This window comes from Parasphingorhabdus sp. (assembly GCF_059726685.1).
In genome coordinates, this window is the sequence record NZ_AP041068.1 from 2,071,079 (window position 1) to 2,091,471 (window position 20,393).

At 51.1% G+C, this 20,393-nt stretch carries 24 protein-coding genes; 17 read left to right on the forward strand and 7 right to left on the reverse strand.

Translation table 11 applies throughout. The features are described 5' to 3' along the window. The first annotated feature begins 207 nt into the window (after positions 1–207). Positions 208–894 carry a 7-cyano-7-deazaguanine synthase QueC gene (gene queC, locus AC6I9Z_RS10240; protein WP_461455754.1) on the forward strand — a complete coding sequence of 229 codons (687 nt, stop codon included), beginning with the start codon at positions 208–210 and terminating at the stop codon, positions 892–894. Beyond that, entirely contained in the window at positions 894–1,538 is a 645-nt protein-coding gene (gene queE, locus AC6I9Z_RS10245; RefSeq protein WP_461455755.1) for a 7-carboxy-7-deazaguanine synthase, read from the forward strand. Before queC ends, queE begins: the two co-directional genes overlap by 1 nt. Before the next feature lie 7 nt (positions 1,539–1,545). Here queE and AC6I9Z_RS10250 read toward each other — a convergent pair whose 3' ends face one another. Together AC6I9Z_RS10250 and lipB are read right to left on the reverse strand one after the other, a co-directional pair. Beyond that, a complete protein-coding gene (locus AC6I9Z_RS10250; protein ID WP_461455756.1) occupies positions 1,546–1,782 on the reverse strand; it encodes a hypothetical protein in 237 nt (78 codons plus the stop codon). A 43-nt stretch (positions 1,783–1,825) separates the two neighbouring features. Continuing rightward, entirely contained in the window at positions 1,826–2,473 is a 648-nt protein-coding gene (gene lipB / locus AC6I9Z_RS10255; protein WP_461455757.1) for a lipoyl(octanoyl) transferase LipB, read from the reverse strand. 185 nt (positions 2,474–2,658) lie between these two features. Here lipB and AC6I9Z_RS10260 point away from each other — a divergent pair, with 185 nt between their 5' ends. Beyond that, on the forward strand, positions 2,659–3,300 hold the full coding sequence (locus tag AC6I9Z_RS10260) for a glycerophosphoryl diester phosphodiesterase membrane domain-containing protein (RefSeq protein ID WP_461455758.1): 642 nt from the start codon (positions 2,659–2,661) through the stop codon (positions 3,298–3,300). Here the strand turns inward: AC6I9Z_RS10260 and AC6I9Z_RS10265 are convergent. The 3 genes from AC6I9Z_RS10265 to AC6I9Z_RS10275 are packed head-to-tail and all read right to left on the reverse strand — an operon-like array spanning position 3,274 to position 5,220. Beyond that, on the reverse strand, positions 3,274–3,873 hold the full coding sequence (locus AC6I9Z_RS10265) for a GNAT family N-acetyltransferase (RefSeq protein WP_461455759.1): 600 nt from the start codon (positions 3,871–3,873) through the stop codon (positions 3,274–3,276). The two genes, AC6I9Z_RS10260 and AC6I9Z_RS10265, sit on opposite strands and share 27 nt — an antisense overlap. A gap of 7 nt (positions 3,874–3,880) precedes the next feature. Further along, complete coding sequence (gene hemF, locus AC6I9Z_RS10270) at positions 3,881–4,765, reverse strand: oxygen-dependent coproporphyrinogen oxidase (protein WP_461455760.1); 885 nt, start codon at positions 4,763–4,765, stop codon at positions 3,881–3,883. After that, the gene (locus AC6I9Z_RS10275; RefSeq protein WP_461455761.1) at positions 4,762–5,220 is read right to left on the reverse strand and encodes a tRNA (cytidine(34)-2'-O)-methyltransferase; all 459 of its coding nucleotides are present in this window, start codon (positions 5,218–5,220) and stop codon (positions 4,762–4,764) included. Before AC6I9Z_RS10275 ends, hemF begins: the two co-directional genes overlap by 4 nt. Positions 5,221–5,392: 172 nt before the next feature. Between AC6I9Z_RS10275 and petA the strand changes: the two genes are divergently transcribed. The 4 genes from petA to AC6I9Z_RS10295 all read left to right on the forward strand — a co-directional run bounded on the left by petA (position 5,393) and on the right by AC6I9Z_RS10295 (position 8,726). Continuing rightward, on the forward strand, positions 5,393–5,974 hold the full coding sequence (gene petA, locus AC6I9Z_RS10280; protein WP_109357182.1) for a ubiquinol-cytochrome c reductase iron-sulfur subunit: 582 nt from the start codon (positions 5,393–5,395) through the stop codon (positions 5,972–5,974). Between the two features lie 11 nt (positions 5,975–5,985). Next, on the forward strand, positions 5,986–7,257 hold the full coding sequence (locus AC6I9Z_RS10285; RefSeq protein WP_461455762.1) for a cytochrome b: 1,272 nt from the start codon (positions 5,986–5,988) through the stop codon (positions 7,255–7,257). 19 nt (positions 7,258–7,276) lie between these two features. Then, positions 7,277–8,131, forward strand: coding sequence for a cytochrome c1 (locus AC6I9Z_RS10290; protein WP_461455763.1), 855 nt, complete (start codon positions 7,277–7,279; stop codon positions 8,129–8,131). A gap of 181 nt (positions 8,132–8,312) precedes the next feature. After that, positions 8,313–8,726, forward strand: coding sequence for a PilZ domain-containing protein (locus AC6I9Z_RS10295; RefSeq protein WP_461455764.1), 414 nt, complete (start codon positions 8,313–8,315; stop codon positions 8,724–8,726). A gap of 11 nt (positions 8,727–8,737) precedes the next feature. Here AC6I9Z_RS10295 and glpK read toward each other — a convergent pair whose 3' ends face one another. Beyond that, positions 8,738–10,210 (reverse strand): glycerol kinase GlpK, encoded by a 1,473-nt coding sequence (gene glpK, locus AC6I9Z_RS10300; protein ID WP_461455765.1) that lies wholly within the window; start codon positions 10,208–10,210, stop codon positions 8,738–8,740. 160 nt (positions 10,211–10,370) lie between these two features. Further along, positions 10,371–11,186, reverse strand: coding sequence for a flagellin N-terminal helical domain-containing protein (locus tag AC6I9Z_RS10305; RefSeq protein ID WP_109357177.1), 816 nt, complete (start codon positions 11,184–11,186; stop codon positions 10,371–10,373). Positions 11,187–11,804: 618 nt separating this feature from the next. Here AC6I9Z_RS10305 and fliE point away from each other — a divergent pair. The 10 genes from fliE to fliN are packed head-to-tail and all read left to right on the forward strand — an operon-like array spanning position 11,805 to position 20,391. Next, entirely contained in the window at positions 11,805–12,140 is a 336-nt protein-coding gene (gene fliE, locus AC6I9Z_RS10310; RefSeq protein WP_461455766.1) for a flagellar hook-basal body complex protein FliE, read from the forward strand. Between the two features lies 1 nt (position 12,141). Next, positions 12,142–13,857 (forward strand): flagellar basal-body MS-ring/collar protein FliF, encoded by a 1,716-nt coding sequence (fliF, locus tag AC6I9Z_RS10315; protein ID WP_461455767.1) that lies wholly within the window; start codon positions 12,142–12,144, stop codon positions 13,855–13,857. Then, the gene (gene fliG, locus AC6I9Z_RS10320; RefSeq protein WP_461455768.1) at positions 13,850–14,911 is read left to right on the forward strand and encodes a flagellar motor switch protein FliG; all 1,062 of its coding nucleotides are present in this window, start codon (positions 13,850–13,852) and stop codon (positions 14,909–14,911) included. The genes fliF and fliG overlap by 8 nt, the downstream gene beginning before the upstream one ends. Beyond that, positions 14,898–15,551, forward strand: a complete 654-nt coding sequence (locus AC6I9Z_RS10325) for a FliH/SctL family protein (protein ID WP_461455769.1) — start codon at positions 14,898–14,900, stop codon at positions 15,549–15,551. Before fliG ends, AC6I9Z_RS10325 begins: the two co-directional genes overlap by 14 nt. After that, positions 15,545–16,876, forward strand: coding sequence for a FliI/YscN family ATPase (locus AC6I9Z_RS10330; RefSeq protein ID WP_461455770.1), 1,332 nt, complete (start codon positions 15,545–15,547; stop codon positions 16,874–16,876). The genes AC6I9Z_RS10325 and AC6I9Z_RS10330 overlap by 7 nt, the downstream gene beginning before the upstream one ends. Then, the gene (locus tag AC6I9Z_RS10335) at positions 16,873–17,313 is read left to right on the forward strand and encodes a hypothetical protein (protein WP_461455771.1); all 441 of its coding nucleotides are present in this window, start codon (positions 16,873–16,875) and stop codon (positions 17,311–17,313) included. Before AC6I9Z_RS10330 ends, AC6I9Z_RS10335 begins: the two co-directional genes overlap by 4 nt. Beyond that, the gene (locus AC6I9Z_RS10340) at positions 17,310–18,536 is read left to right on the forward strand and encodes a flagellar hook-length control protein FliK (RefSeq protein WP_461455772.1); all 1,227 of its coding nucleotides are present in this window, start codon (positions 17,310–17,312) and stop codon (positions 18,534–18,536) included. The genes AC6I9Z_RS10335 and AC6I9Z_RS10340 overlap by 4 nt, the downstream gene beginning before the upstream one ends. A gap of 27 nt (positions 18,537–18,563) precedes the next feature. Continuing rightward, on the forward strand, positions 18,564–19,151 hold the full coding sequence (locus AC6I9Z_RS10345; RefSeq protein ID WP_461455773.1) for a flagellar basal body-associated FliL family protein: 588 nt from the start codon (positions 18,564–18,566) through the stop codon (positions 19,149–19,151). Next, positions 19,151–20,038 (forward strand): FliM/FliN family flagellar motor switch protein, encoded by an 888-nt coding sequence (locus AC6I9Z_RS10350; RefSeq protein ID WP_461455774.1) that lies wholly within the window; start codon positions 19,151–19,153, stop codon positions 20,036–20,038. The genes AC6I9Z_RS10345 and AC6I9Z_RS10350 overlap by 1 nt, the downstream gene beginning before the upstream one ends. Next, on the forward strand, positions 20,035–20,391 hold the full coding sequence (gene fliN, locus AC6I9Z_RS10355) for a flagellar motor switch protein FliN (RefSeq protein ID WP_461455775.1): 357 nt from the start codon (positions 20,035–20,037) through the stop codon (positions 20,389–20,391). The genes AC6I9Z_RS10350 and fliN overlap by 4 nt, the downstream gene beginning before the upstream one ends. Positions 20,392–20,393 lie beyond the last annotated feature (2 nt).

Sequence of the window (20,393 nt, forward strand, 5' to 3'; positions counted from 1 at the left end):
AATTTACCAAATATTAACCATATTCTTTTAGACCGAAATCATCATGTTTCGACATGACTTTCTCCCTTCGGGTTTGACTAGAACCCCTACTGGGCCGCATTCCAAAGGAATGGCGGCCTATTTTTTTATGGCCCACCCGCTTGAAGCTTGCGTTAATACTTGTCTGAGCACTTGATTGTCTCAGCGAAGGGCATTAGCGGAGCGACCATGTCTCAAGATCGAAAAAAAGCCATCGTGCTGCTTTCAGGCGGCCTCGACTCCATGGTTTCCGCCGCGATAGCACGTGAGCAAGGTTTTGATATTGTGGCGTTGACCATCGATTATAATCAGCGGCACAAAATCGAGCTCCAGTCGGCCGTTCAGATCGCTGCGAAACTGGATGTTAACGAACATATCGTTTTGCCATTGGACCTTAGTCGTTTTGGCGGATCGGCTTTGACTGACGATATAGACGTTCCGAAATCGGGTGTCGGCAACGAGATTCCGGTGACCTATGTACCGGCGCGAAACCTCATTTTTCTCTCTTTGACGCTTGGTTTGGCGGAAGCGCGAGATGCTCGCGACATATTTATCGGTGTCAACGCATTGGACTATTCCGGCTATCCGGATTGCCGTCCTGAGTTTATTGAGGGATTTGAAAGGCTTGCAGATCTCGCGACAAAGGCAGGCGATCAGGGCAGCGGTTTTACTATAAAAACGCCGTTGCAATATATGACCAAAGCCGACATCGCCAAGGAAGCGCGGCGGCTGGATATAGACCCGGCGTTAAGCTGGTCCTGTTACGATCCGGCAGAAGAAAATCTGCATTGCGGTTTTTGTGATAGCTGCCGCTTGCGTCAAAAAGGCTTTGAGGAGGCGGGAATTGCAGACCCCACTCGCTACGCGCTGAAATAATGAGTTATGCGGTCAAAGAGATATTTCTGACCTTGCAAGGCGAAGGAGTAAAAGCTGGGCGCCGAGCTGTGTTCGCGCGCTTTACCGGCTGTAACTTATGGTCAGGTCTTGAAAAAGATCGGACGACTGCTGTTTGCAAATTTTGCGACACCGATTTTGTCGGAATGGATGGCGAGGGCGGTGGACGATTTCCAGATGCCGCTGCTTTTGCAGATGCGATCGCCGCGAAATGGGGCAATGGACGGGAGGATCGTTTTGTCGTGCTCACCGGCGGCGAACCCATGCTGCAAGTCGATTCCGCCCTGATTGACGCACTCCATGCAGCCGGATTTGAAATTGCGATTGAGTCTAACGGAACGCTGGCGGTGCCTCGATCGATTGATTGGATATGCATAAGTCCGAAAGCCGGGAGCGAGACTGTGCAGCGTTCCGGTGATGAACTGAAACTGGTGTGGCCGCAGTCCGGAAGCGACTGGAAAGCGATGCAGGAGTGGGATTTCACCAACCACCTGCTGCAGCCCATGGACGCCCGCTTGGATGAAGAAACCAGCAAGCAGAATTTGGCAGAGGCAATCGCTTTTGTTCAGGAAAACCCCAAATGGCGGCTTTCGCTACAAACCCATAAGATTTTGGGTTTGGCTTAGGTCGAGCTTACTCTTCCGTCTCACCATCACTTCCATCAGTGCCTTCGTCTTCGGCTAGCTCATCGCCAGTTTTCTCCGCATCGACATCGACCATATCATCGCTGATTGTCCCATCGATAACATCTACTTCATCCATGCGGGTTTCGGTAACTGTGTCAGCCTCAGGGGCATCTGCTTCACCGGAACAAGAAGCAATTGCGATTGTGAGGATGGAAACTGCAGAAGCTTTGATAAATTTTTTCATGTTTTTCCTAAACCAGATTCAGCGGTAACATATCGTGCTCTCGCTATTTATCAATTGCTGCAAGAAAATCAGGTGCCGTTTTCTTAAGGGCCGCGTCGAAATCGTTCAATGTTGCGGTGACGCCTAATTGCTTCAGGCTGGTTACAGGATATTCGCTAATCCCGCAGGGAACAATGCCACCAAAGTGGCTGAGATCAGGATCAATATTCACCGAGAACCCGTGCATCGTCACCCATTTGCGGATTCGGATGCCAATCGCGCCAATTTTTGCTTCTTCCCCCTGAGGTGTGTTGCACCAGATTCCGACTCGGCCTTCAACCGCGCGTGCATTGATACCAAATTCTGCCAAGGCGCTGATGACCCAATCCTCCAGCGCATGAACGAAATTGCGCACATCCGCTTGCCGCTTCTTCAGGTTGAGCATGATGTAACCAACCCGTTGGCCTGGTCCGTGATAAGTGTGTCGACCTCCCCGGCCCGTCTGAAAAACTGGAAATTTCTGACTTAGCAATTCAGAAGGATCAGCACTCGTTCCTGCGGTGTATAGTGGAGGGTGTTCCAAAAGCCAGATCAGTTCCGGCGTCTCACCTTGATGGATTGCCGCATTACGTTGCTCCATCTGCTCCAGAGCATCTGGATAGGCAATTTTGTCTTCGCTTTTGCGCCATTCAATGTCGGACAACAGGGTCATAGAATTTCCGTGCACAATTGACGCGTCGGTGGCAAGAGTGCGGGGAATGAATTTCAAACCCGAGGGTCAAGTCAATGAAGCTCAATTATATGGAGTGCTGGAGCGGCGCGATGGCGATTTTGCGTGATCATAAGGAAGCGATATTGGCAATAGCGGGAGTCTTTCTTTTCCTGCCGACTTTGTTGATGGCCCAATTTGTTGGGCAGCCCAATCTGGAAGGCACTGAAGATTTGAATGCAATAACGGCAGCCTATTCAACATTTTTTAGTGAAAATGCGTTCGCGATCATTGCGTCCAATCTGTTAATCAGTTTTGGCGGCTTCGTTATTTACTTCACTATCGCTCCCTCACATAGCGGTACGGTTGCTGATGATCTGGGTAAGGCGCTTCGTCTTTTTCTTATCTTTTTGATCGCGAACATTCTGACTGGTTTAGCCACATTTGCAGGTATCCTGTTGTTTATCATTCCCGGCCTCTATGTCGCCTGCCGCTTAATTCTTGTGCCGATTATCATCGCTGATCATGGTGAAAGAAATCCTCTCGAAGCGCTTAAGAAGAGTTGGGAAAGCACAAAGGACAATGGTTTCTCAATTCTGCTGCTTGTTCTGATGATAGCAGTTATCGGAGCGATTACCGTTGGCGTCATTCAGATGATCATTGGTGTCATTATCGGACTTGCGACCGGAGGTGCAGGTTGGCCGCTCGTTGAAAACCTTGTTTCTGCGTTAGGTGGTACTGCATTGCAGATAGTTTTTACCGTCCTTATCGGATCGATCTACTATCAGTTAACTGGCAAAGGTTCAGATGTTGGAGAGGTCTTTACCTGAGATGATGGGCACATGCGGACCTGCGTCCATTGGCAGGTGACCTGTCAGACGGGGATCTGCATGCATGTCGACCTCGCGTTTGTAGGCGATGAATCCTGAGCGCTGATAAAAGTTGGATGCGCGCTGAGAGTCATTGGTGCAAGTGTGCAACCAAACGCGCTTTACATCATCTTTCCAGGCGCGTTTCAGGGTCTCTGTCATCATTGCGGGGCCATAGCCTCTGCCATTCATTTCCGGTACCAGTCCAAAATAATATATCTCGCATTGCTCGGGTTGACTGAAATCCAGTTCCACGAAGCCAATGTCATGTTCATCATCCTGAACCTTGAAAATCTCGATCTCGGGGGCATGAATTGCTGAACGAAGTTCGTCATCGTTCAGCAAAAGTCTACCGAACCATAACCAGTCCTCCCCCACTCTTCTGAATAGTGTCCGATATTCCAACAAATCAGGTTCGTCCCAAGTCCTTAGAATCAAAGATGAACTACTGTTCTCAAATACTGGCTTTCGACACATTTCAAAATAGGTCGTAATAACGGCAAGGTTGTCGTCGGGAACATCAATCTTGGTCACTTGAACGTCAGCTCCATTTGGCTTCCGGTGGCAGGCTCATCAATATTGCATCGACATTACCACCGGTTTTCAATCCAAATGTGGTGCCGCGATCATATACCAGGTTAAATTCTGCGTAACGGCCGCGCCAGACGAGTTGCTGTTCTTTTTCATCCGCCGTCCACGGCAACCCCATCCGCCGCCGTACCAGTTTTGGGAAAATATCAAGGAATGCGAGGCCGACGTCCTGCGTAAAAGCAAAGTGCCGGTCAAAATCATCGTCTGATTCGAGTTCAAGATGATCATAAAATATACCGCCGACACCGCGATGTACCTGCCGGTGCGGGATATAGAAATAGTCATCTGCCCATTTTTTGTATTTTGCATGATAGTCTGGATGATGCGGATCACAGGCCTGTTTCATCCGAGCATGAAAATCGTTTGTATCTTCGGTGTAAGGGATTGGCGGGTTAAGATCGGCGCCGCCTCCAAACCAGCGTTTGGTGGTGCAGAGGAACCTTGTATTCATATGCACGGCAGGCACATGCGGGTTGGCCATATGAGCGACAAGACTGATGCCAGTTGCAAAGAAATGCGGGTTTTCCCCCGCACCGTGAATGGATTTTGCAAATTCTTCACTGAATGTGCCGTCGACCGTGGAAATATTAACGCCGGCTTTTTCAAAAACCTTGCCCTTGATGCTTCCGCGCACACCGCCGCCACCCGGACTTTTATCTGGGTTTTCACGATCCCAAGGCAGGTAATCAAAGCGTGCGTCACTGCCTGCTTCCGCTTCAATCGCTTCAAATTCAGCGCAGATTTTGTCCCGCAGCTTTGCAAACCATGTCTGCGCTTGTAACTGCTGGCCATCTAGCGGATTGTCGTTCTTGGGAATTGGTGGCTGTGCCGTCATTTGGAAAATTGTCCCGTTTGTTTGAGTGCTTCGCCAAGCGCCATGCCCGCTGAAACGGCAAGGTTCAATGATCGCATGCCATTTTTCATCTTTATGGTGATTCGTTCGTCGGCGCGTTGATTGACATCAAGGGGCACGCCAGCACTTTCTGATCCGAACAATAATATGTCGTCCGGTCGGAATGTGAATTTATGATAAGCGGTTTTGGCCTTGCTGGTAAGTAGAACGACACGCGTCGATCGTGAATCGACAAAAGCAAGAAAGGCATCCCAATCCGCATGCCGGGTAAAATCAACATGGTCAAAATAGTCCATTCCAGCCCGCTTCAAACTGCGATCACTAAACGGAAAACCACACGGTTCAATGATATCTACAGGAACGTCAAGACATGCGCATGTCCTTAAAATCGTTCCTAAATTTCCCGCAATGTCGGGTTGGTAAAGGGCTACTCTCATGGTTCGTCGAGCATGGGGTTGTTCATTATGTTTGGTCAATCAAAAATTCACTGTTGGCAAACCATGGTCTTCGCGGCTATCAGGCGCGCCAATAGCTGCCAAATGAAACATATTGAGGGTTCGCCCTCGATCTGGCAGACAGGGATTATAACAAACGTAAGGGCGTGTTTGCATGGCTAGTGTTGATACCGCGGTTGAACCCAGTGATTCGGCTGTTTCGGAACCTGAAATCGGTGGTGTTCGGCGCCGCGACTTCATCAATATCGCAGCGGTAAGCTTTGGTGGCGTTGGTGTCGTTGCAACTGTATTTCCCTTGGTGAACCAAATGAACCCTAGCGCTGACGTGTTAGCTTTGTCATCGATCGAAGTTGATATCTCCGCCATTGAGCCGGGTCAGGCAATCAAGTCGAGCTGGCGTAAACAACCCATTTTCATTCGCAACCTGACCGCTTCAGAGATTGAAGCTGCCAATGCAGTGGATTTGTCCGGCCTTCGTGATCCCGAGTCTTTAGCGGACCGTACACAACCCGGCAAAGAAAACTGGCTTATCACACTTGGCGTTTGCACCCATTTGGGTTGCGTTCCACTGGGAGCGGCGCAAGGTGAAGTAAAAGGCGAATATGACGGCTATTTCTGCCCGTGCCATGGTTCACACTATGACACTGCAGGCCGGACCCGCAAAGGGCCAGCGCCAACCAATTTGGAAGTACCGGAATATAGTTTCCTATCAGATACCGTCGTGAAAATCGGCTAGGGGCAAGAAAAATGAGTTTTCCTTGGGCACAACAATATAAACCAACCACCGAGTTCGGGCAGTGGATGGACGAGAAACTGCCAATAGGCCGTCTAATCTACAACTCAGTGGGCGCTGGCTATCCGACGCCGCGTAACCTGAACTACATGTGGAATTTCGGTTCGCTCGCCGGAGTTTTCCTGGTAGTGCAGATAGTTACGGGCATCATTTTGGCGATGCACTACGCCGCCAATGCGGCGATTGCCTTTGACTCGGTCGAACATATCATGCGCGACGTGAATAGTGGTTGGATGATCCGCTATGCGCATGCCAATGGCGCAAGTTTCTTCTTTATAGCCATCTATCTTCATATCGGACGGGGCCTCTATTATGGCTCTTACAAAGCGCCTCGTGAGATGATCTGGCTGCTTGGCGTGGTCATTTATTTGCTGGCCATGGCAACCGCATTCATGGGCTATGTGCTTCCTTGGGGACAGATGAGTTTCTGGGGCGCGAAAGTGATTACCGGGCTGTTCGAGGCGATACCGCTGGTCGGTAAGCCGATTCAGGAGCTGTTATTGGGCGGTTTTGCGCCTGACAATGCTGCGTTGAACCGGTTCTTCTCCTTGCACTATTTGCTGCCCTTCGTGATTGCTGGTGTAATTATCATGCACATCTGGGCGCTGCATATCCCGGGATCGAATAATCCAACCGGTGTTAATGTGAAAGGGCCTCAGGATACCGTTCCTTTCCATCCCTTCTACACAGCAAAAGACGGATGGTTCCTGGGCCTTGCGTTGATCTTCTTCACCGGCATGATGTTCTTCATGCCAAACGCTTTGGGGCATGCGGACAACTATATCCCTGCCAATCCGCTTTCGACGCCAGCGCATATCGTTCCTGAATGGTATTTCTGGCCTTGGTACGCGATTTTGCGCGCCTTCACCTTCGATTTTCTATTTGTTCCTGCGAAATTGCTCGGCGTGTTGGCCATGTTCTCTGCCATATTGGTTTGGTTCTTCCTGCCATGGCTGGACAAGTCACCTGTGCGGTCGGGAGACTATCGTCCGCGGTTCAAAAAGTTCTTCTGGTTCGGTCTTATCCCATGCATCGTTATACTCGGTATTTGTGGCGGTGCGCCAGCCGAGGAACCTTATGTGATGCTGAGCCAGCTCGCGAGTGCCTATTATTTTGCGCACTTCCTGATCATATTGCCGCTGCTTTCTCGCATCGAGAAGCCGGAGCCGCTGCCAAATTCGATAACCGAAGCAGTGACCGGTAAGCCACTAGAACAAGCCAGCTAAGAAACAGGGATCTGAAGTAATGGTAAGATTTTTCGGGATATTGATCGGTTTGTTCTTTGCTGGAATGCTGATCTATTCATTTGGGCGCGGCGCGGTCGAGTATGTTAGCAACCCGCCGGTAAAAGCTGTCGAATATCAGTTTCATGAAAAACCCAAGGACGTATCCTTCGCAAGTGACGGCCCTTTTGGGAAATTTGACAATCAACAGCTTCAACGTGGTTTTCAGGTCTATAAGGAGGTCTGTGCAGCTTGCCACGGTCTTCGTCTGGTTGCTTTCCGTAACCTTGCAGAACTGGGTTACAACGAAGATGAAGTGAAGGCGATTGCAGCAAACTGGATAATCGAAACACCAAGTGTTAATCCGGACACGGGTGAGGCATCAACCCGTCCATCGATTCCTGCCGATAAATTTCCGAAGCCTTTTGCAAATAACGTTGCCGCCGCCGCAGCAAATAACAATGCAATTCCGCCCGATCTTTCGCTGATCACCAAAGCGCGTAACGGCGGTGCACCTTATGTGTATTCATTGCTTACCGGCTACTCTGATCCACCATCAGAATTGCCAGAAGCTAATCGCCCAGGCGCTGGTCTACATTATAATCCATATTTTGCGAACCTGAATATAGCGATGGCACCGCCGATAACTGGAGACGATCAAGTTACCTATTCAGATGGTACGAAGGCGACCGTTTCCCAGATGTCAGAGGATGTGTCGGCCTTCTTGATTTGGACAGCAGAACCGTCACTCGTCAAGCAGAAGCAAACCGGTTGGGCGGTAATCGCCTTCTTATTGATCGCTACAATCCTTGCCTTCCTGTCTTACAAGACAATCTGGGCGGATGTGAAAGCGGAGAAAAAGAAGAAAGACGCTTAGATCGCATAGCTACGCTATTAGAAGGCCCGCCAATTGGCGGGCCTTTTTTTTGGCAGATGACCTGATGCCAGGCAAGCTACATCAACTAAGCTAGAGCTGTACCGATCGCTTTATCATAGCCCTTAAAGCTTTAGCTCCATATCCGTTAATAGATTCCGGAACGGAACTATGGATCATCAGGATGGCCAAGCCATTTGAAAATACAGAAGCGGAGCAGAAGCAGGAAGCGGCTCGTGAGCCACGCATACGAAAGCTCGTAAAGATAGAGCTGTTTACAGATAATTCTGGACCACATGAGGCTATGGTCCGCAATCTTTCCACTTTTGGTATTCGCGCCACCGCACCGATAGATCTGCTACCTGAACAATCAATAGTGATCAAAAAAACGGGTTTTGGTTCTGTCTCGGGAACCGTTCGTTGGGTCGAAGGTCGGGAGTTCGGTATGCAATTTGATCAATCAATTGATGTAGACCTGTTCAACTTCGGATTAGGCAATGAGCAGGGACATTTTGTTAAGAAAATTGACAATGGTCATGTCTGGCTTGGTTTCCAAGATGCTGTATCGAGCAAAAGACCCGGGTTTCACAAACGATAAAGCGATTGATATCAGTCCTGTAAAACGGTTTGCATGGCCTTGTTCCATCCCTCTATCCGCAAATTGCGACCCGAAGCAGTGATGTCGGGATGATAGGTTTCCAGCCCGGTTATCATTACTGATGCGTCACCCAAGGATTCATATATCCCGGACCCAACTGCAGCCAGCATTGCTGCGCCCAGCGCCGTTGTCTCAAAAAACTCGGGTCGTTCAACCGGAATGTCCAATATGTCGGCAAGGTCTTGCACCATCCAGTCATTCGCTACCATGCCGCCATCTATACGCAAACTTTGCCAGTCGGTGCCATCGGCGGAAAATGCGGTTTTTAAATCGTGGCACTGATAAGCCATCGCTTCGAGAGCCGCGCGGACAATATGGGCTTTTGTTGTCGAAAAACTAAGGCCGGAAATTGCTGCCGTTGCATCAGCTTTCCAATGCGGCGCGCCAAGGCCGGATAAGGCAGGGACCAAATAAACTCCGCCATTATCGTCGACTGATCGTGCTAGTTCCTCGCTTTCGCCGGCGTAGCTTATCAGACGGACTTCATCGCGGAGCCATTGCATCAAGCTGCCAGCGACAAAGACAGAGCCTTCCAACGCGTATGTGCGTTTGCCATTCCATTGATAAAGCACCGTCGAAAGTAGACGATTCTCAGACCGGGGTGCCGTTTCGCCGCTGTTTGTCAGAATGAATGCACCGGTGCCAAATGTTGCTTTGGTTTGACCGACGTCGAGACAGGCTTGCCCAATTGTCGCTGCTTGCTGATCTCCGGCAGATCCACATATTGCTATCGGTGCTCCAAACAGAGCGGGCGACGTTTTACCAAGATCTCCGGCACAATCGACAATGTCCGGCAAGGTCTTTCGGGGAACATCAAATAACCGGAGCAGTTCGTCGTCCCAGTCATTTTCATCCAAAGCCATCAACATAGTGCGACTGGCATTGCTGGCATCAGTGATATGAGTCCCGCCGGTGAGACGGAAGATCAGATAGGATTCAATCGTCCCAAAAGCCAGATTGTCACCTGCCGCTCCAACTTCCGGCCAGTTTTTCAGCATCCATCCGATTTTGCTGCCAGAAAAATATGGGTCGAGCAGTAATCCTGTTTTTGCCTGAACCATCGATTCCAGTCCCTTGGCTTTCAACTCATCGCACATTTTAGCAGTGCGGCGATCCTGCCAGACGATCGCCTTGCAAAGCGGCTCACCATTACGTTTGTCCCAGGCGACTATGGTTTCGCGTTGATTGGTAATTCCGATAGCCGCTATCTTTTCCGCGCCGCCTGCCTGCTCGATCATTTTTTGACAACAGCGCAACGTCTTGTCCCAAATCTCAGTTGCATCATGTTCCACAAGACCGGCAGAAGGATAATATTGCTGCAATTCCTCCTGCTGTGATCCGTGGAGTTTGCCATCGACGCCAAATAGCATCGCACGGGTTGATGTTGTGCCTTCGTCAATCACCAAAATCTGTTGCGCTGCCATATGATCCCGCTCCCTTGCTTGCCGGTCACGCTAATTTATCGTCTTCAAAAGGCAAGCGAAAGCAGGACAGGAGTGATTACGCTGACAAAATAACCCCCGGGGCCATTTGTGGGGTGATTATGCGCCGGGGGCCTATAACCCATTAAGCAGGACCAGACGCTTAACGGATCAAGCTAAGAACGCCTTGCTGCGACTGATTGGCTTGCGCCAACATCGCAGTTGAGGCCTGGCTCAGTATTTGTGCTTTGGCGAGCGCAGTAGTTTCTCCGGAAAAGTCGACATCTTCGATGCGCGAACGGGATTCCGTAATGTTAGCAACGCGGCTTGTCAGATTGGATACCGTCGCTATCAAACGGTTCTGCGATGCACCCAAAGATGCTTGTGCGGTGGTAACCGTATCCATAGCGGTATCGAGAACGGCCAGAGCTGCTGTGGCACCGGGTTCTGTACTGATGTCGAGTGCATCGACAGCCAGAGTCGCGGCGGTCACATCAGTCAGGTTGATAACAACGGTTTCGGCTGCTGCAGAACCTGTCTGGATGTTGATGGTCGCGGCACTGCCGTCGAGCAACGCAACGTTGTTAAATTCCGTCCGTGTTGCAACATCATCAATTTGGAGAATAAGGGCGGCGACCTCTGTCTGCAAATTGGTTCGATCGCCTGCTGATAATGTACCGTTGGCCGATTGAACGGACAGCTCACGCATACGCTGAAGCATGTTGTTGATCTCGCTCATGCCGCTCTCAGCCGTTTGGGCCAGAGAGATACCATCATTGGCATTGCGGGTTGCCATGTTGAGGCCGCGAATCTCGGATGTCATGCGGGTTGCGATGGCAAGACCGGCGGCATCATCGCTTGCACTGTTGATTCGGCGTCCAGTGGACAGCCGTTCAATCGATTTGGCGAGGCTCATTTCGGCATCGTTGGCAGCCTGATTGGTGCGCATGGCTGCAACATTGGTTCCGATAATTGTCATGTAACTTTCCTTTCAAAACTGATGGATCACCGCAAAGAGCGTCAGCGGCAACCTCAGGCACGAAAACGGAAATGGTTCGGGATGGTTTAGCGGATAATGGCCTGCGTCATAAAAATGGCGATGCGTCATCGATTTGGCGCCGGGCAGTCAGGAAATTGGCTCGGTTCTCGTCGGCGTCCGGTAACTATCTAAAAAATATACTGAAATACCTTTCATGGAATTTGGCATAGCGTTTGCGAACCAATGGGTCATGCCACTTTAATTTGTTTCAAGGACGGGTTTTGAAGGCCAGGAATCGGGAAAGATGATGACTCAAATGATAATCAGCGATGCTCGGTTGATGCAACCGAAGCCAATCGAAGTTTGGTTGGACTTTCTCCGTTTAGCCGCGTTTCAAATGACAAGATTCGTGGCCAAGCTTTACTCTTGCATGAGGACATATCCCAATCTTTGGATAATTGGGGCAAGCCATCACGTTGATATTCTGAACTCCGATCGGCGCTCTCCCGAACTGGTCCGGGAGAGCAATGGCCTGCCGCTGCGTATCAATCCAGTAATACCAAAATGCCTCTTGGTATCGGATCGATACGCAGTGGATATGGTTTCTGGAAATTGCTCATGAAAGCGATTGACAGTTCTCAACTGATGGCGATGCGTCAGGATATAATTGCGCAAAATGATGTACTGAAAAAGGTCGTTTCCATTTCTTTGGAAACTGAAACGGCACCCTCCCGACCGGCATTTGGTGCGGCCATGGTCTCTGCGGTGAAAGAGGTCAGCGCGCTTCAACGCACTGCGGGAGATGTAACTGAAGATTATACGATGGGTAAAACCAACGACATTGCTGGCGTGATGATGGCCAAGCAAAAATCTTCACTGGGTTTTGAGCTCACGCTGCAGGTCCGCAACAAGCTCATCAAAGCCTATCAAGACATCATGACCATGCCGGTGTAATATGAACGAGCTCAGCCTTACTAGTGAACAACAGGTTCAAGATCCTGTGCATGATCTGACACCGGTCACTCGAATGCCAGATTTTGCGAACAGTGCCAACTGGCGTAAACGATTGCACGGCTTTATTGACCAGGCCGCTATCAAGCGCGGGTTGCCATTGATGGGGTTGATGGCGGTAATGATATTGGCCGGTTTTTTATGGCTGACATTACGCGAGCCACCACAGCGCGATCTTTTCAGAGGTTTGCCGGAAGCGGAAAAAGCTGCCGTCGCTGAAGCGTTGGGGCAATCAGATATCGGGTTTAATGTTGATGAGGCAACGGGTTCTCTAACGGTTTCGGAGGCGGACTATCATCGGGCAAAGCTGTCACTTGCCGCGCAGGGTTTGCCCAAGTCTGCGCCGGATGGAGATAGCATCATCGCTGCCATGCCGATGGGAGCAAGCAGGGCAGTAGAAAACGAGAAACTGCGCAGTGCCCGTGAGCTCGATCTAGCCCGTACGATAGAGACCATGGACAGTGTCATATCGGCTCGTGTTCATCTTGCGGTTGAACCGCCAAGCATATTTGTACGAGACCGATCTGAGCCGTCCGCATCGGTGATGCTGAAGCTCATTGAAGGCAATCGTCTGACCGAAGCGCAGGTGCAATCAATCATCCATCTGGTTGGTAGTTCTGTGGCTGGTCTATCCTCTAATGCAATCAGTGTTGTCGACCAGAACGGACGGCTAATGTCACGCCAGGGACCTGGCAGCGCTTCTGATAAGGCAGAGCGGCATTTGACGGTGCAGTCGCAGGTTGAGGAGCGCTATCGCCGGACTATCACATCATTGCTTTCACCGGTGCTCGGAGCCGATAATTTTACTACTGAAGTGACTGCGGAAATGGATTTCTCCGAAAATCAGGCAACTCGAGAAAGCTTCCCGAAAGAAGATGCACGGGTGCGTTCCGAGCAGGGAAGCTGGTCAAATGAGCCTGGTAAAAAAGCAAGCTATGGTATCCCTGGCGCGCTTGCAAACCGGCCACCGGAAGCTCCGGAGCTTACCGATGATTTTGAAGGCGACGATAACCAAGAAAACGAGCCGGCAACAACCCGTAGTTCGGAAAAATTTTCCCGGCAGTTTGAACTGGGAAGAGAAGTGTCTGTCACAAAACAGGCAGCTGGATCAATAAGCCGACTTTCCGTCGCGGTTGCTCTGCGTTCGCCGGTCGGAACCAAACAGCGGTCGGCGGAAGAACTGGCTGCGGTCGAGGCTCTGGTTAAAGGCGCCATTGGCTTTCAGGCGGAGCGCGGTGATGTTGTTGCCATAGAGGCGCGTGAATTTCTTCCGGTGGAAGAAGCAACCGAAATCTGGTGGGAGGCAAGCTGGGTTGCTGTCCTGGTTCGAAATCTCTCCGCCTTGCTGGTCGCCCTGGCTTTAATCTTTGGCATTGGCCGACCGCTGCTAGGAAAAATGCGCGCAGATAGATCAAAGCTGTCAAACGCAGAAAATTTGCAACTGGCCTCCGACATTGAGGAAGAGCTTGGCCGGAATGGCAAACCACTCAAACGGCGAACCAATCCGGTATCGCTGGATATGATCAGTGCGGCAGATGGTTATTCCGAGCGGGCCGCGCTCATCCAGAATTTTGTGCGCCAAAATCCAGATCATGCAGCGCTGACGGTGCGAGATTTATTGACCGAGGCTCAGCTGGAAAGGGAGGCAGTCAATGGCTGAAGCTATAACCAGCAGCGTAGACGAAAATAATGCTGTCCCTGTCAAAACCGATATCGCTGAAGAGACCCTGACCGGTCACGAGATAGCTGCCATATTGTTGATGATCTTCGGGGAAAACGAGGCTGCAGATATCTTGTCGCGTCTGGAACCCAGTGAAGTCCAAAGTCTTGGCGAAGCCATGTTCGAAATTCGCAACGTCAGTGAGGCGGATGTAAACCTTGTATTTGACCGCTTCGTTGAACAGGCACGCAGCCGCACTTCCATCGGATATCGCGCAGATAGACAAATCAAAAGTATGTTGGATAAGGCGTTGGGCACCAGCCGGGCTGCAAACATGCTGTCGCGGATAACACCGCAGAAAAATAAGGCGGAGTTACAGCAGCTAAAATGGATGTCGGCGCAAGAAATTGCCGAGATGATTGCGGATGAACATCCCCAGATGATGGCTGTAGTGCTGTCATTCATTGATGCGGAAATAGCAGGTGAAGTGCTTCAGAAACTCGATGCCAGTTTGCAGGATGACGTTATTTTCCGCATCGTCACCATGGGAGCAGTAAGCGGAAATGCAGTTACTGATATTGAAGCCTTGTTATCGCGTCAGGTTCAAAAACCAAGTGTGACGCGCTGCGCCAGCACCGGCGGTACCAGCGAGGCCGCGGCAATCATGAACAATGTTGATAAATTGTCGGAGCAGCGCATCATTAAAGCCTTGCTTAAACGCGACAAGGCGTTGGCCCGAACGGTCGAAGAAGAGATGTTCGTCTTTGCTGATCTCATTGAGGTCGAAGATAAAAGTCTTGGAACGCTTATCCGATCCATCGAAAATGCGACGCTGCTGCTGGCGATCAAAGGCGCGGAGCCTGCGCTGGCAGAGAAGATGTTCAGCTGTATGTCAAAACGGGCGGCGGAATCCATTCAGGACGAAATTGCGGAGATGGGACCGGTTTCGAAAGATGACGTAGTTGCCGCGCAAAAGCAGATTGTTTTGCAGGCACGGAGGCTGGCGGAAGATGGCAGCATCTTGTTGGGAGGGCGCAGTGATGACTTTGTCTGAGCGCAGTTTTTCGCCGGTTCATAGCCATGATGATATATTTATTATCAATAGTTTAGGCGCAAAAGAAACGGCTTTTCAGGCGACATATGACATGCCGCTTCGGCGTGCTGAACAGGATGGCTTAGATGATGTTCCGGAAAATGAACCAGAGCCCGAAGTTGACAGTATAGATCAGCAAATTGCGGATGCCTATGCGCGAGGATATCTGAACGGACAGCGGGCGGCGATGGTACAGCTTGAGGAAGGAGAAGCCAGCCAAGACACTCTGGCATCATCGATTAACCGCCTGAAAACAATCGATGCAGGGCATCTGTCGAAGCAGCTATGGGAAGTCGTCCTGTCCTTGTTTGAGCAGGCTGTGGGCCATGCAAGAACCAACAAGAAACTGCTTCAGGAGCGATGCGACGCAGCTATCGAGCTGATCGCGGCGGATGTTGGCGAAGTGTGTTTATATGTTGCCGCGGCTGATACGAAACTGTTGCAAAATCATGACTGTCCTGTCCCGGTTTTGCCGGATGCTAACCTGCTGCCCGGTTCCGTGCGTCTGGTTTATGGTTCTGGCGAGATCACCTCTGGGTCCACTGCGATGGCTCAAGAGATTGAAAACAAGGCGCGCCTGGCTGGCGGTGCGTCATGTTGAATCTCGATTATGATCGCCTGTCCCGAGTTCTCATCGAAGCCGGAGCCGTCACACCTGCAATTGTCCGTTGGGGCAAGGTAAAGGCTTGCTCCGCTGGCCTGTTGCGTGTCAGCGGTTTCCATTATCCCATCGGATCTGGCGCAACAGTGCTGTCAGAGGATGGCCATGAAGTCGGCGCTGAAGTGGTCGGGTTTGACGGTAGCATGGCAACCCTTGCACCATTTGATGAGCATGCCGCGATCGGCGTGGATGCTCTGGTAAAGCCGGTGACAAGCATGGCACAAGTGGAAGTTGGTTCGGAGCTTGTTGGACGGATCATTGATCCGCTTGGTCGTCCTCTTGATAATATGGGTCCGATTGCACCGGATTCCACCTGGCCGCTGATAGGCCGGAAAGCCAATATCCTGAGCCGCGGCAGAATAGTACAGCGGCTTGACGTGGGAGTGCAGGCGATAAACGCGCTCCTGCCGCTTGGATGCGGTCAGCGCGTAGCACTTGTTGCCGGTTCGGGAGTCGGCAAGACTGTGCTGATGCAGCAAATTGCATCCGGTGCGAAGGCAGACATTATTGTCGCTGGTCTGATCGGGGAACGCGCCCGTGAAGTGAGTGATTTTGTCGCGGCCAGTCAGAATAGCGGGATTGCGGACAAGATGGTGACCGTTGCCGTCCCGGCCGACCACAGTCCGATATTGCGGATAAAGGCGGCGCAGCGCGCGGCCGCAATTGCAGAATATTTCCGAAGCCAGGGCAAACGCGTTTTGCTGATGATTGATAGTCTGACCCGTATCGCCCATGCGCAGCGCGAAATCGGCCTGTCTGCGGGCGAACCGCCGACGATGAAAGGCTATCCACCCAGTGCCATCGCACTGATACCGCAGCTGCTGGAACGGGCCGGTAGGGACGTCGAAAGCGGTGGTTCGATAACCGCCTTTTACACAGTGCTTGCCGATGGCGACGATTTTGATGATCCGATAGTCGATGCCGCCCGGGCCATCGCAGATGGTCATCTCATCCTGTCACGTGATCTTGCCGAGCAGGGGATTTTTCCCGCCATAGATATCGGTAAATCGATCAGCCGGGTGGCTCCGGACATTATCGGCGAAGACCATGCTGCAGCCTTGCGAAATTTCCGTTCCCTGTGGAGCCGCTATACCGAAAATCACGACTTGATCACCATGGGTGCTTATCGTGCTGGCGGTGACGATCTTCTCGATCAGGCCATCGTAAGGCGTTCCGATCAATTGTCTTTTTTGAAACAGGCGACCGACACGAAAATTGACATTGAACATTCCGTTCAAAATCTTGTTCGGGGGTTTGGCGCATGAGCAACCATCTGAACTCCAAGACACGCATTTTGGGTGTCTGCCAATTGCAAAACCGGTTAGCGCGGCAAATTTATTTGGGCGCGAAAAGGGACATTGCGAGGATGGAAATGTCTCGCGAACATCTTCGGAAAATGGTCGGTGAAATGCTGGAAAACGAAGAGAATCTGCAATCTTCGACTTTGGCTTCAAGGATGGAGTTGGGGCATCGCCTGATCGCGATAGACGGCCGCCAAAAAAACAAGATCATGCAGGACCGACAGGCTGCGGCAACACTGCAATCAGAAGTCTTCTTCTCTGCCCGAAGAGTAGATCGAGCGGCAATGGATCTTAAACACGCGCGAAAAGCGAGCGTGCATCGCCAGCAACAGAATCAGCCCTGTTCCGTCAGAAGTCATCGGATAGCAAAACGCCAATGGCAGGAAGGAAGAACATCATGAACGGTCTTGTTCGACTGGTATTGGATGCCAATCTCAAAACCACTTCTTCGCCAATGGAAACGATGCCTGGATTGCTGCAAGCAGACGAGTGTGTCGGCGATTTTGTGAAGAACTATGCTGTTCTCGACAATGATGAGACTGAAACTCCATCTCCAGAAATTGCGGAGAGTGATAGTTCGGAACCATTGAGACTGGATTTGGATGTCTTACCGGTTGCCATGGACAAGTCTGTCGAACCCAAAGATTCAGCTGCTCTGGTCACCCAACATAATAATGCTGATCAGACATCAACCGCGATCAAAATAGACGGCAATGCGATGCCATCCGAAACCGGAGAGCGGACCATCGAAGCACTGCAGGGTAAGGCCAAGTCCCCCAATGTTGAAATTGCTTCATTGTCAGCTGGTAACCGGAAAGACGTCCAAAGCATTTCTGAAAAACCTGAGCTGCTTGACACGGATTTAGACACTGCCCCGGACAAGAGAAAGCTGCAGGAGAGAGCAGAAGCTATTCCTGTGATGGAGAAAACCGGACCGAAAGACAGGCAGATATTTTCTGATGCGCGTTTGGCAACACCATTGGAGCAACAGCCAAGGCCGAAAATCGGACCACTCGCTTCTACCGATGCGGTGCCGATACACCCCGTTCATCAGATAAAGCAGACTGTACCAGTGGCAACAATTACGACCCCATTTGTTGTGCAGACATTGCCAACGATAACACCGGGCACAGCACAGACACCGTCGCTCACCGGTTCTTCAGTACCGGAGCTGAATATGGACGCTGATGGGAAATGGGTGACAGAACTTAGCCGTGACATCGGGCAGCTATCGGGCAGTAAATCATCACTCAGTTTCCAATTGAAACCGCAGCACCTCGGTCAGTTGCGCGTGGAAATCGTATCGGACAGCTCAGGCAATATCGTGCGAATGGAAACCGACAATGAAAATGCCAAGGCGCTGATCATCGGTTCACAGGGCAGATTGGAACAGGATATTCGATTGTCTGGGATCAAATTGGCGCGGGTGGATGTCACCGTCCAGGATGATGGTTCCTCTGGTCCCGGGCATCAAGGTCCCGACACACATCCTGATACACAAAGAGGCCGATCAGAAACGCGGCAGAACGATGAAAAGCGGTCTGACCTTTCTTTCGAACAACGACATAATTTTGGACAGGAAAACGCCGCCGCTCCGTCCGATGATGCCGCGCGATACGCCTGAGCCCACCAACATTATCGGAGAACATAAATGGCTGATGCTGTGGAAGCCGAAATTGAAAATACAAAAAGCGGTCGCCGGACGGGAAAGACCATCATCCTGATTATTGTCGTGCTAACTCTGGGCCTTGGCGGATTGGTTGCGGTTTATTTTGCCGCGAATGTAATAGCTGCTGACCCGGATTACCTGCGAAAGCAGAATGAGCCCGAACTCGTCTTACGAGATGGCGGTGGGGTGATGGCGACGACACTGGCCAGGATCACGGGTGACCAACCAAAACCGGAGTTTCAGGAAAGCGCTTACAAGGCGACCTATTATCCGATGAAGGAACCGTTCACGTCCAACCTGAAGAACAGCACCAGTTTTGCGCAGCTCTCCATTTCGATCGCGACATATTATGATGAGCAAGTGCTGCATAATATGGAAGAGCATGAAACCGCTATTCGCTCTGCCATATTACTGACGCTCGCTGAGCAGGAAAATGCTGCGTTGAACACACCGCAGGGCAAACTGATGCTGCAGAAAATACTGACCAAGGCAATCAACAAAGTCCTTAAAGAAAAAACCGGTTTTGCCGGTGCGCATAATGTCTATTTCACCAGCTTCGTGGTGCAATAATGGCCAAAGTTGCAAAACATGTTTTCGCCGAAAAATCCGCTCATCTCCAGACTGATACGGCACCGTTGCAGCGGGTGTCAGATCGCTATGCTGTGGGTCTGGCAAATGCGATTGGACAATTGGCCGGTCACAGCTTTGTGGTCGCGTCTGAAAAGATCCGGTTCATGGATTATGGCAAGTGGGCCAATTCGCAGGAGCCTTTTTCCAGCCTGTCGGTCTTTCGGATTTTACCGCTGCGCGGGTCGATAATATTGCGCTTGGACGAGGCCATGATCAACAGCCTGATCAACGTATATTTTGGCGGTGCATTTGGTCCGGTAGTCGGGCGCAATAAAGATGGTTTCCGGGAGTCTGAGTTGCGTCTGATCGAACGGCTCGGGCAATTGTTGACGGAGCTGCTTTGCGACCATTTTTCTGACTATGGTTCGATGAAGCCAGCTTTGCAGCGGCATGAAACAAGCGTGTCCTACATAACTGGGCATGACCCGAAAGAGCAGGTGATGAGCCAGCCATTCCGGATCACAGCGAGTGAAGATATGTCGTGGCCGATTGAACTGCTTTATTCTGCAGATGCTGCAGAAAGCGTGATGGAATTTGTGCAAAATAAAAGCGCCGAGACACCGGTCGCTTCCGACCCGGAATGGCAACAGCAATGGTTTAGTAATCTGCAGCAAATCCATTTACCGTTGCGCACAATATTGGCGCAGCCGAAAATGCGTTTGCCGGAGTTTTTTGACATGAAACCCGGTGATATCATTCCGATCACGCCGCGGGTCAAGCCGCCTCTTTTTGTCGCTGATCGCAAATTTGCCACCGGCACATTGGGTGAGAAAAACGGCTGTGCTGCTTTCAAGATTGAACATATGGAACAGGGGGATGTGCGATGAGCAATCCAAAAGAAGCGCCGACGGCGAAAGAGATAAAAGACGCCAAAGAGGCAGCGAGAAACGGCGCGGAAACCACCACAGAAAACAGCAATAATTTTCGCTTGCTGTCCGGTGTTCCTGTGCGGTTGTCGGTTGAAGTCGGTTCGATATCGAAGCGGCTTTCAGAAATCATGGTGTTTCAGGAAGGGGAGGTTGTCGAGCTCGACCGGCAGTCGGATGACCTGCTCGACATAAAGGTCAACGGCACTCTGGTTGCCAAGGGAGAAGTGGTAACGATTGATGGCCGCTATGGCGTGCGTATCGCGGAACTGGCAAATGATGGCGGCGGTTTTCCCGGTGTGGAAAGGCGCTGACG

What these genes read in the sequence shown, in the direction of transcription:
- AC6I9Z_RS10275 (WP_461455761.1), bottom strand. Translation starts at nt 5,220, where the DNA reads ATGAGAGTAGCCCTTTACCAACCCGACATTGCGGGAAATTTAGGAACG.
- glpK (WP_461455765.1), bottom strand. Translation starts at nt 10,210, where the DNA reads ATGGCAGCGCAACAGATTTTGGTGATTGACGAAGGCACAACATCAACC.
- AC6I9Z_RS10350 (WP_461455774.1), top strand. Translation starts at nt 19,151, where the DNA reads ATGGCCAAAGTTGCAAAACATGTTTTCGCCGAAAAATCCGCTCATCTC.
- lipB (WP_461455757.1), bottom strand. Translation starts at nt 2,473, where the DNA reads ATGACCCTGTTGTCCGACATTGAATGGCGCAAAAGCGAAGACAAAATT.
- AC6I9Z_RS10345 (WP_461455773.1), top strand. Translation starts at nt 18,564, where the DNA reads ATGGCTGATGCTGTGGAAGCCGAAATTGAAAATACAAAAAGCGGTCGC.
- AC6I9Z_RS10290 (WP_461455763.1), top strand. Translation starts at nt 7,277, where the DNA reads ATGGTAAGATTTTTCGGGATATTGATCGGTTTGTTCTTTGCTGGAATG.
- petA (WP_109357182.1), top strand. Translation starts at nt 5,393, where the DNA reads ATGGCTAGTGTTGATACCGCGGTTGAACCCAGTGATTCGGCTGTTTCG.
- fliN (WP_461455775.1), top strand. Translation starts at nt 20,035, where the DNA reads ATGAGCAATCCAAAAGAAGCGCCGACGGCGAAAGAGATAAAAGACGCC.
- hemF (WP_461455760.1), bottom strand. Translation starts at nt 4,765, where the DNA reads ATGACGGCACAGCCACCAATTCCCAAGAACGACAATCCGCTAGATGGC.
- fliE (WP_461455766.1), top strand. Translation starts at nt 11,805, where the DNA reads ATGAAAGCGATTGACAGTTCTCAACTGATGGCGATGCGTCAGGATATA.
- AC6I9Z_RS10260 (WP_461455758.1), top strand. Translation starts at nt 2,659, where the DNA reads ATGGCCCAATTTGTTGGGCAGCCCAATCTGGAAGGCACTGAAGATTTG.
- AC6I9Z_RS10295 (WP_461455764.1), top strand. Translation starts at nt 8,313, where the DNA reads ATGGCCAAGCCATTTGAAAATACAGAAGCGGAGCAGAAGCAGGAAGCG.
- AC6I9Z_RS10250 (WP_461455756.1), bottom strand. Translation starts at nt 1,782, where the DNA reads ATGAAAAAATTTATCAAAGCTTCTGCAGTTTCCATCCTCACAATCGCA.
- AC6I9Z_RS10335 (WP_461455771.1), top strand. Translation starts at nt 16,873, where the DNA reads ATGAGCAACCATCTGAACTCCAAGACACGCATTTTGGGTGTCTGCCAA.
- AC6I9Z_RS10325 (WP_461455769.1), top strand. Translation starts at nt 14,898, where the DNA reads ATGACTTTGTCTGAGCGCAGTTTTTCGCCGGTTCATAGCCATGATGAT.
- queE (WP_461455755.1), top strand. Translation starts at nt 894, where the DNA reads ATGAGTTATGCGGTCAAAGAGATATTTCTGACCTTGCAAGGCGAAGGA.
- AC6I9Z_RS10305 (WP_109357177.1), bottom strand. Translation starts at nt 11,186, where the DNA reads ATGACAATTATCGGAACCAATGTTGCAGCCATGCGCACCAATCAGGCT.
- AC6I9Z_RS10330 (WP_461455770.1), top strand. Translation starts at nt 15,545, where the DNA reads ATGTTGAATCTCGATTATGATCGCCTGTCCCGAGTTCTCATCGAAGCC.
- fliF (WP_461455767.1), top strand. Translation starts at nt 12,142, where the DNA reads ATGAACGAGCTCAGCCTTACTAGTGAACAACAGGTTCAAGATCCTGTG.
- fliG (WP_461455768.1), top strand. Translation starts at nt 13,850, where the DNA reads ATGGCTGAAGCTATAACCAGCAGCGTAGACGAAAATAATGCTGTCCCT.
- queC (WP_461455754.1), top strand. Translation starts at nt 208, where the DNA reads ATGTCTCAAGATCGAAAAAAAGCCATCGTGCTGCTTTCAGGCGGCCTC.
- AC6I9Z_RS10340 (WP_461455772.1), top strand. Translation starts at nt 17,310, where the DNA reads ATGAACGGTCTTGTTCGACTGGTATTGGATGCCAATCTCAAAACCACT.
- AC6I9Z_RS10285 (WP_461455762.1), top strand. Translation starts at nt 5,986, where the DNA reads ATGAGTTTTCCTTGGGCACAACAATATAAACCAACCACCGAGTTCGGG.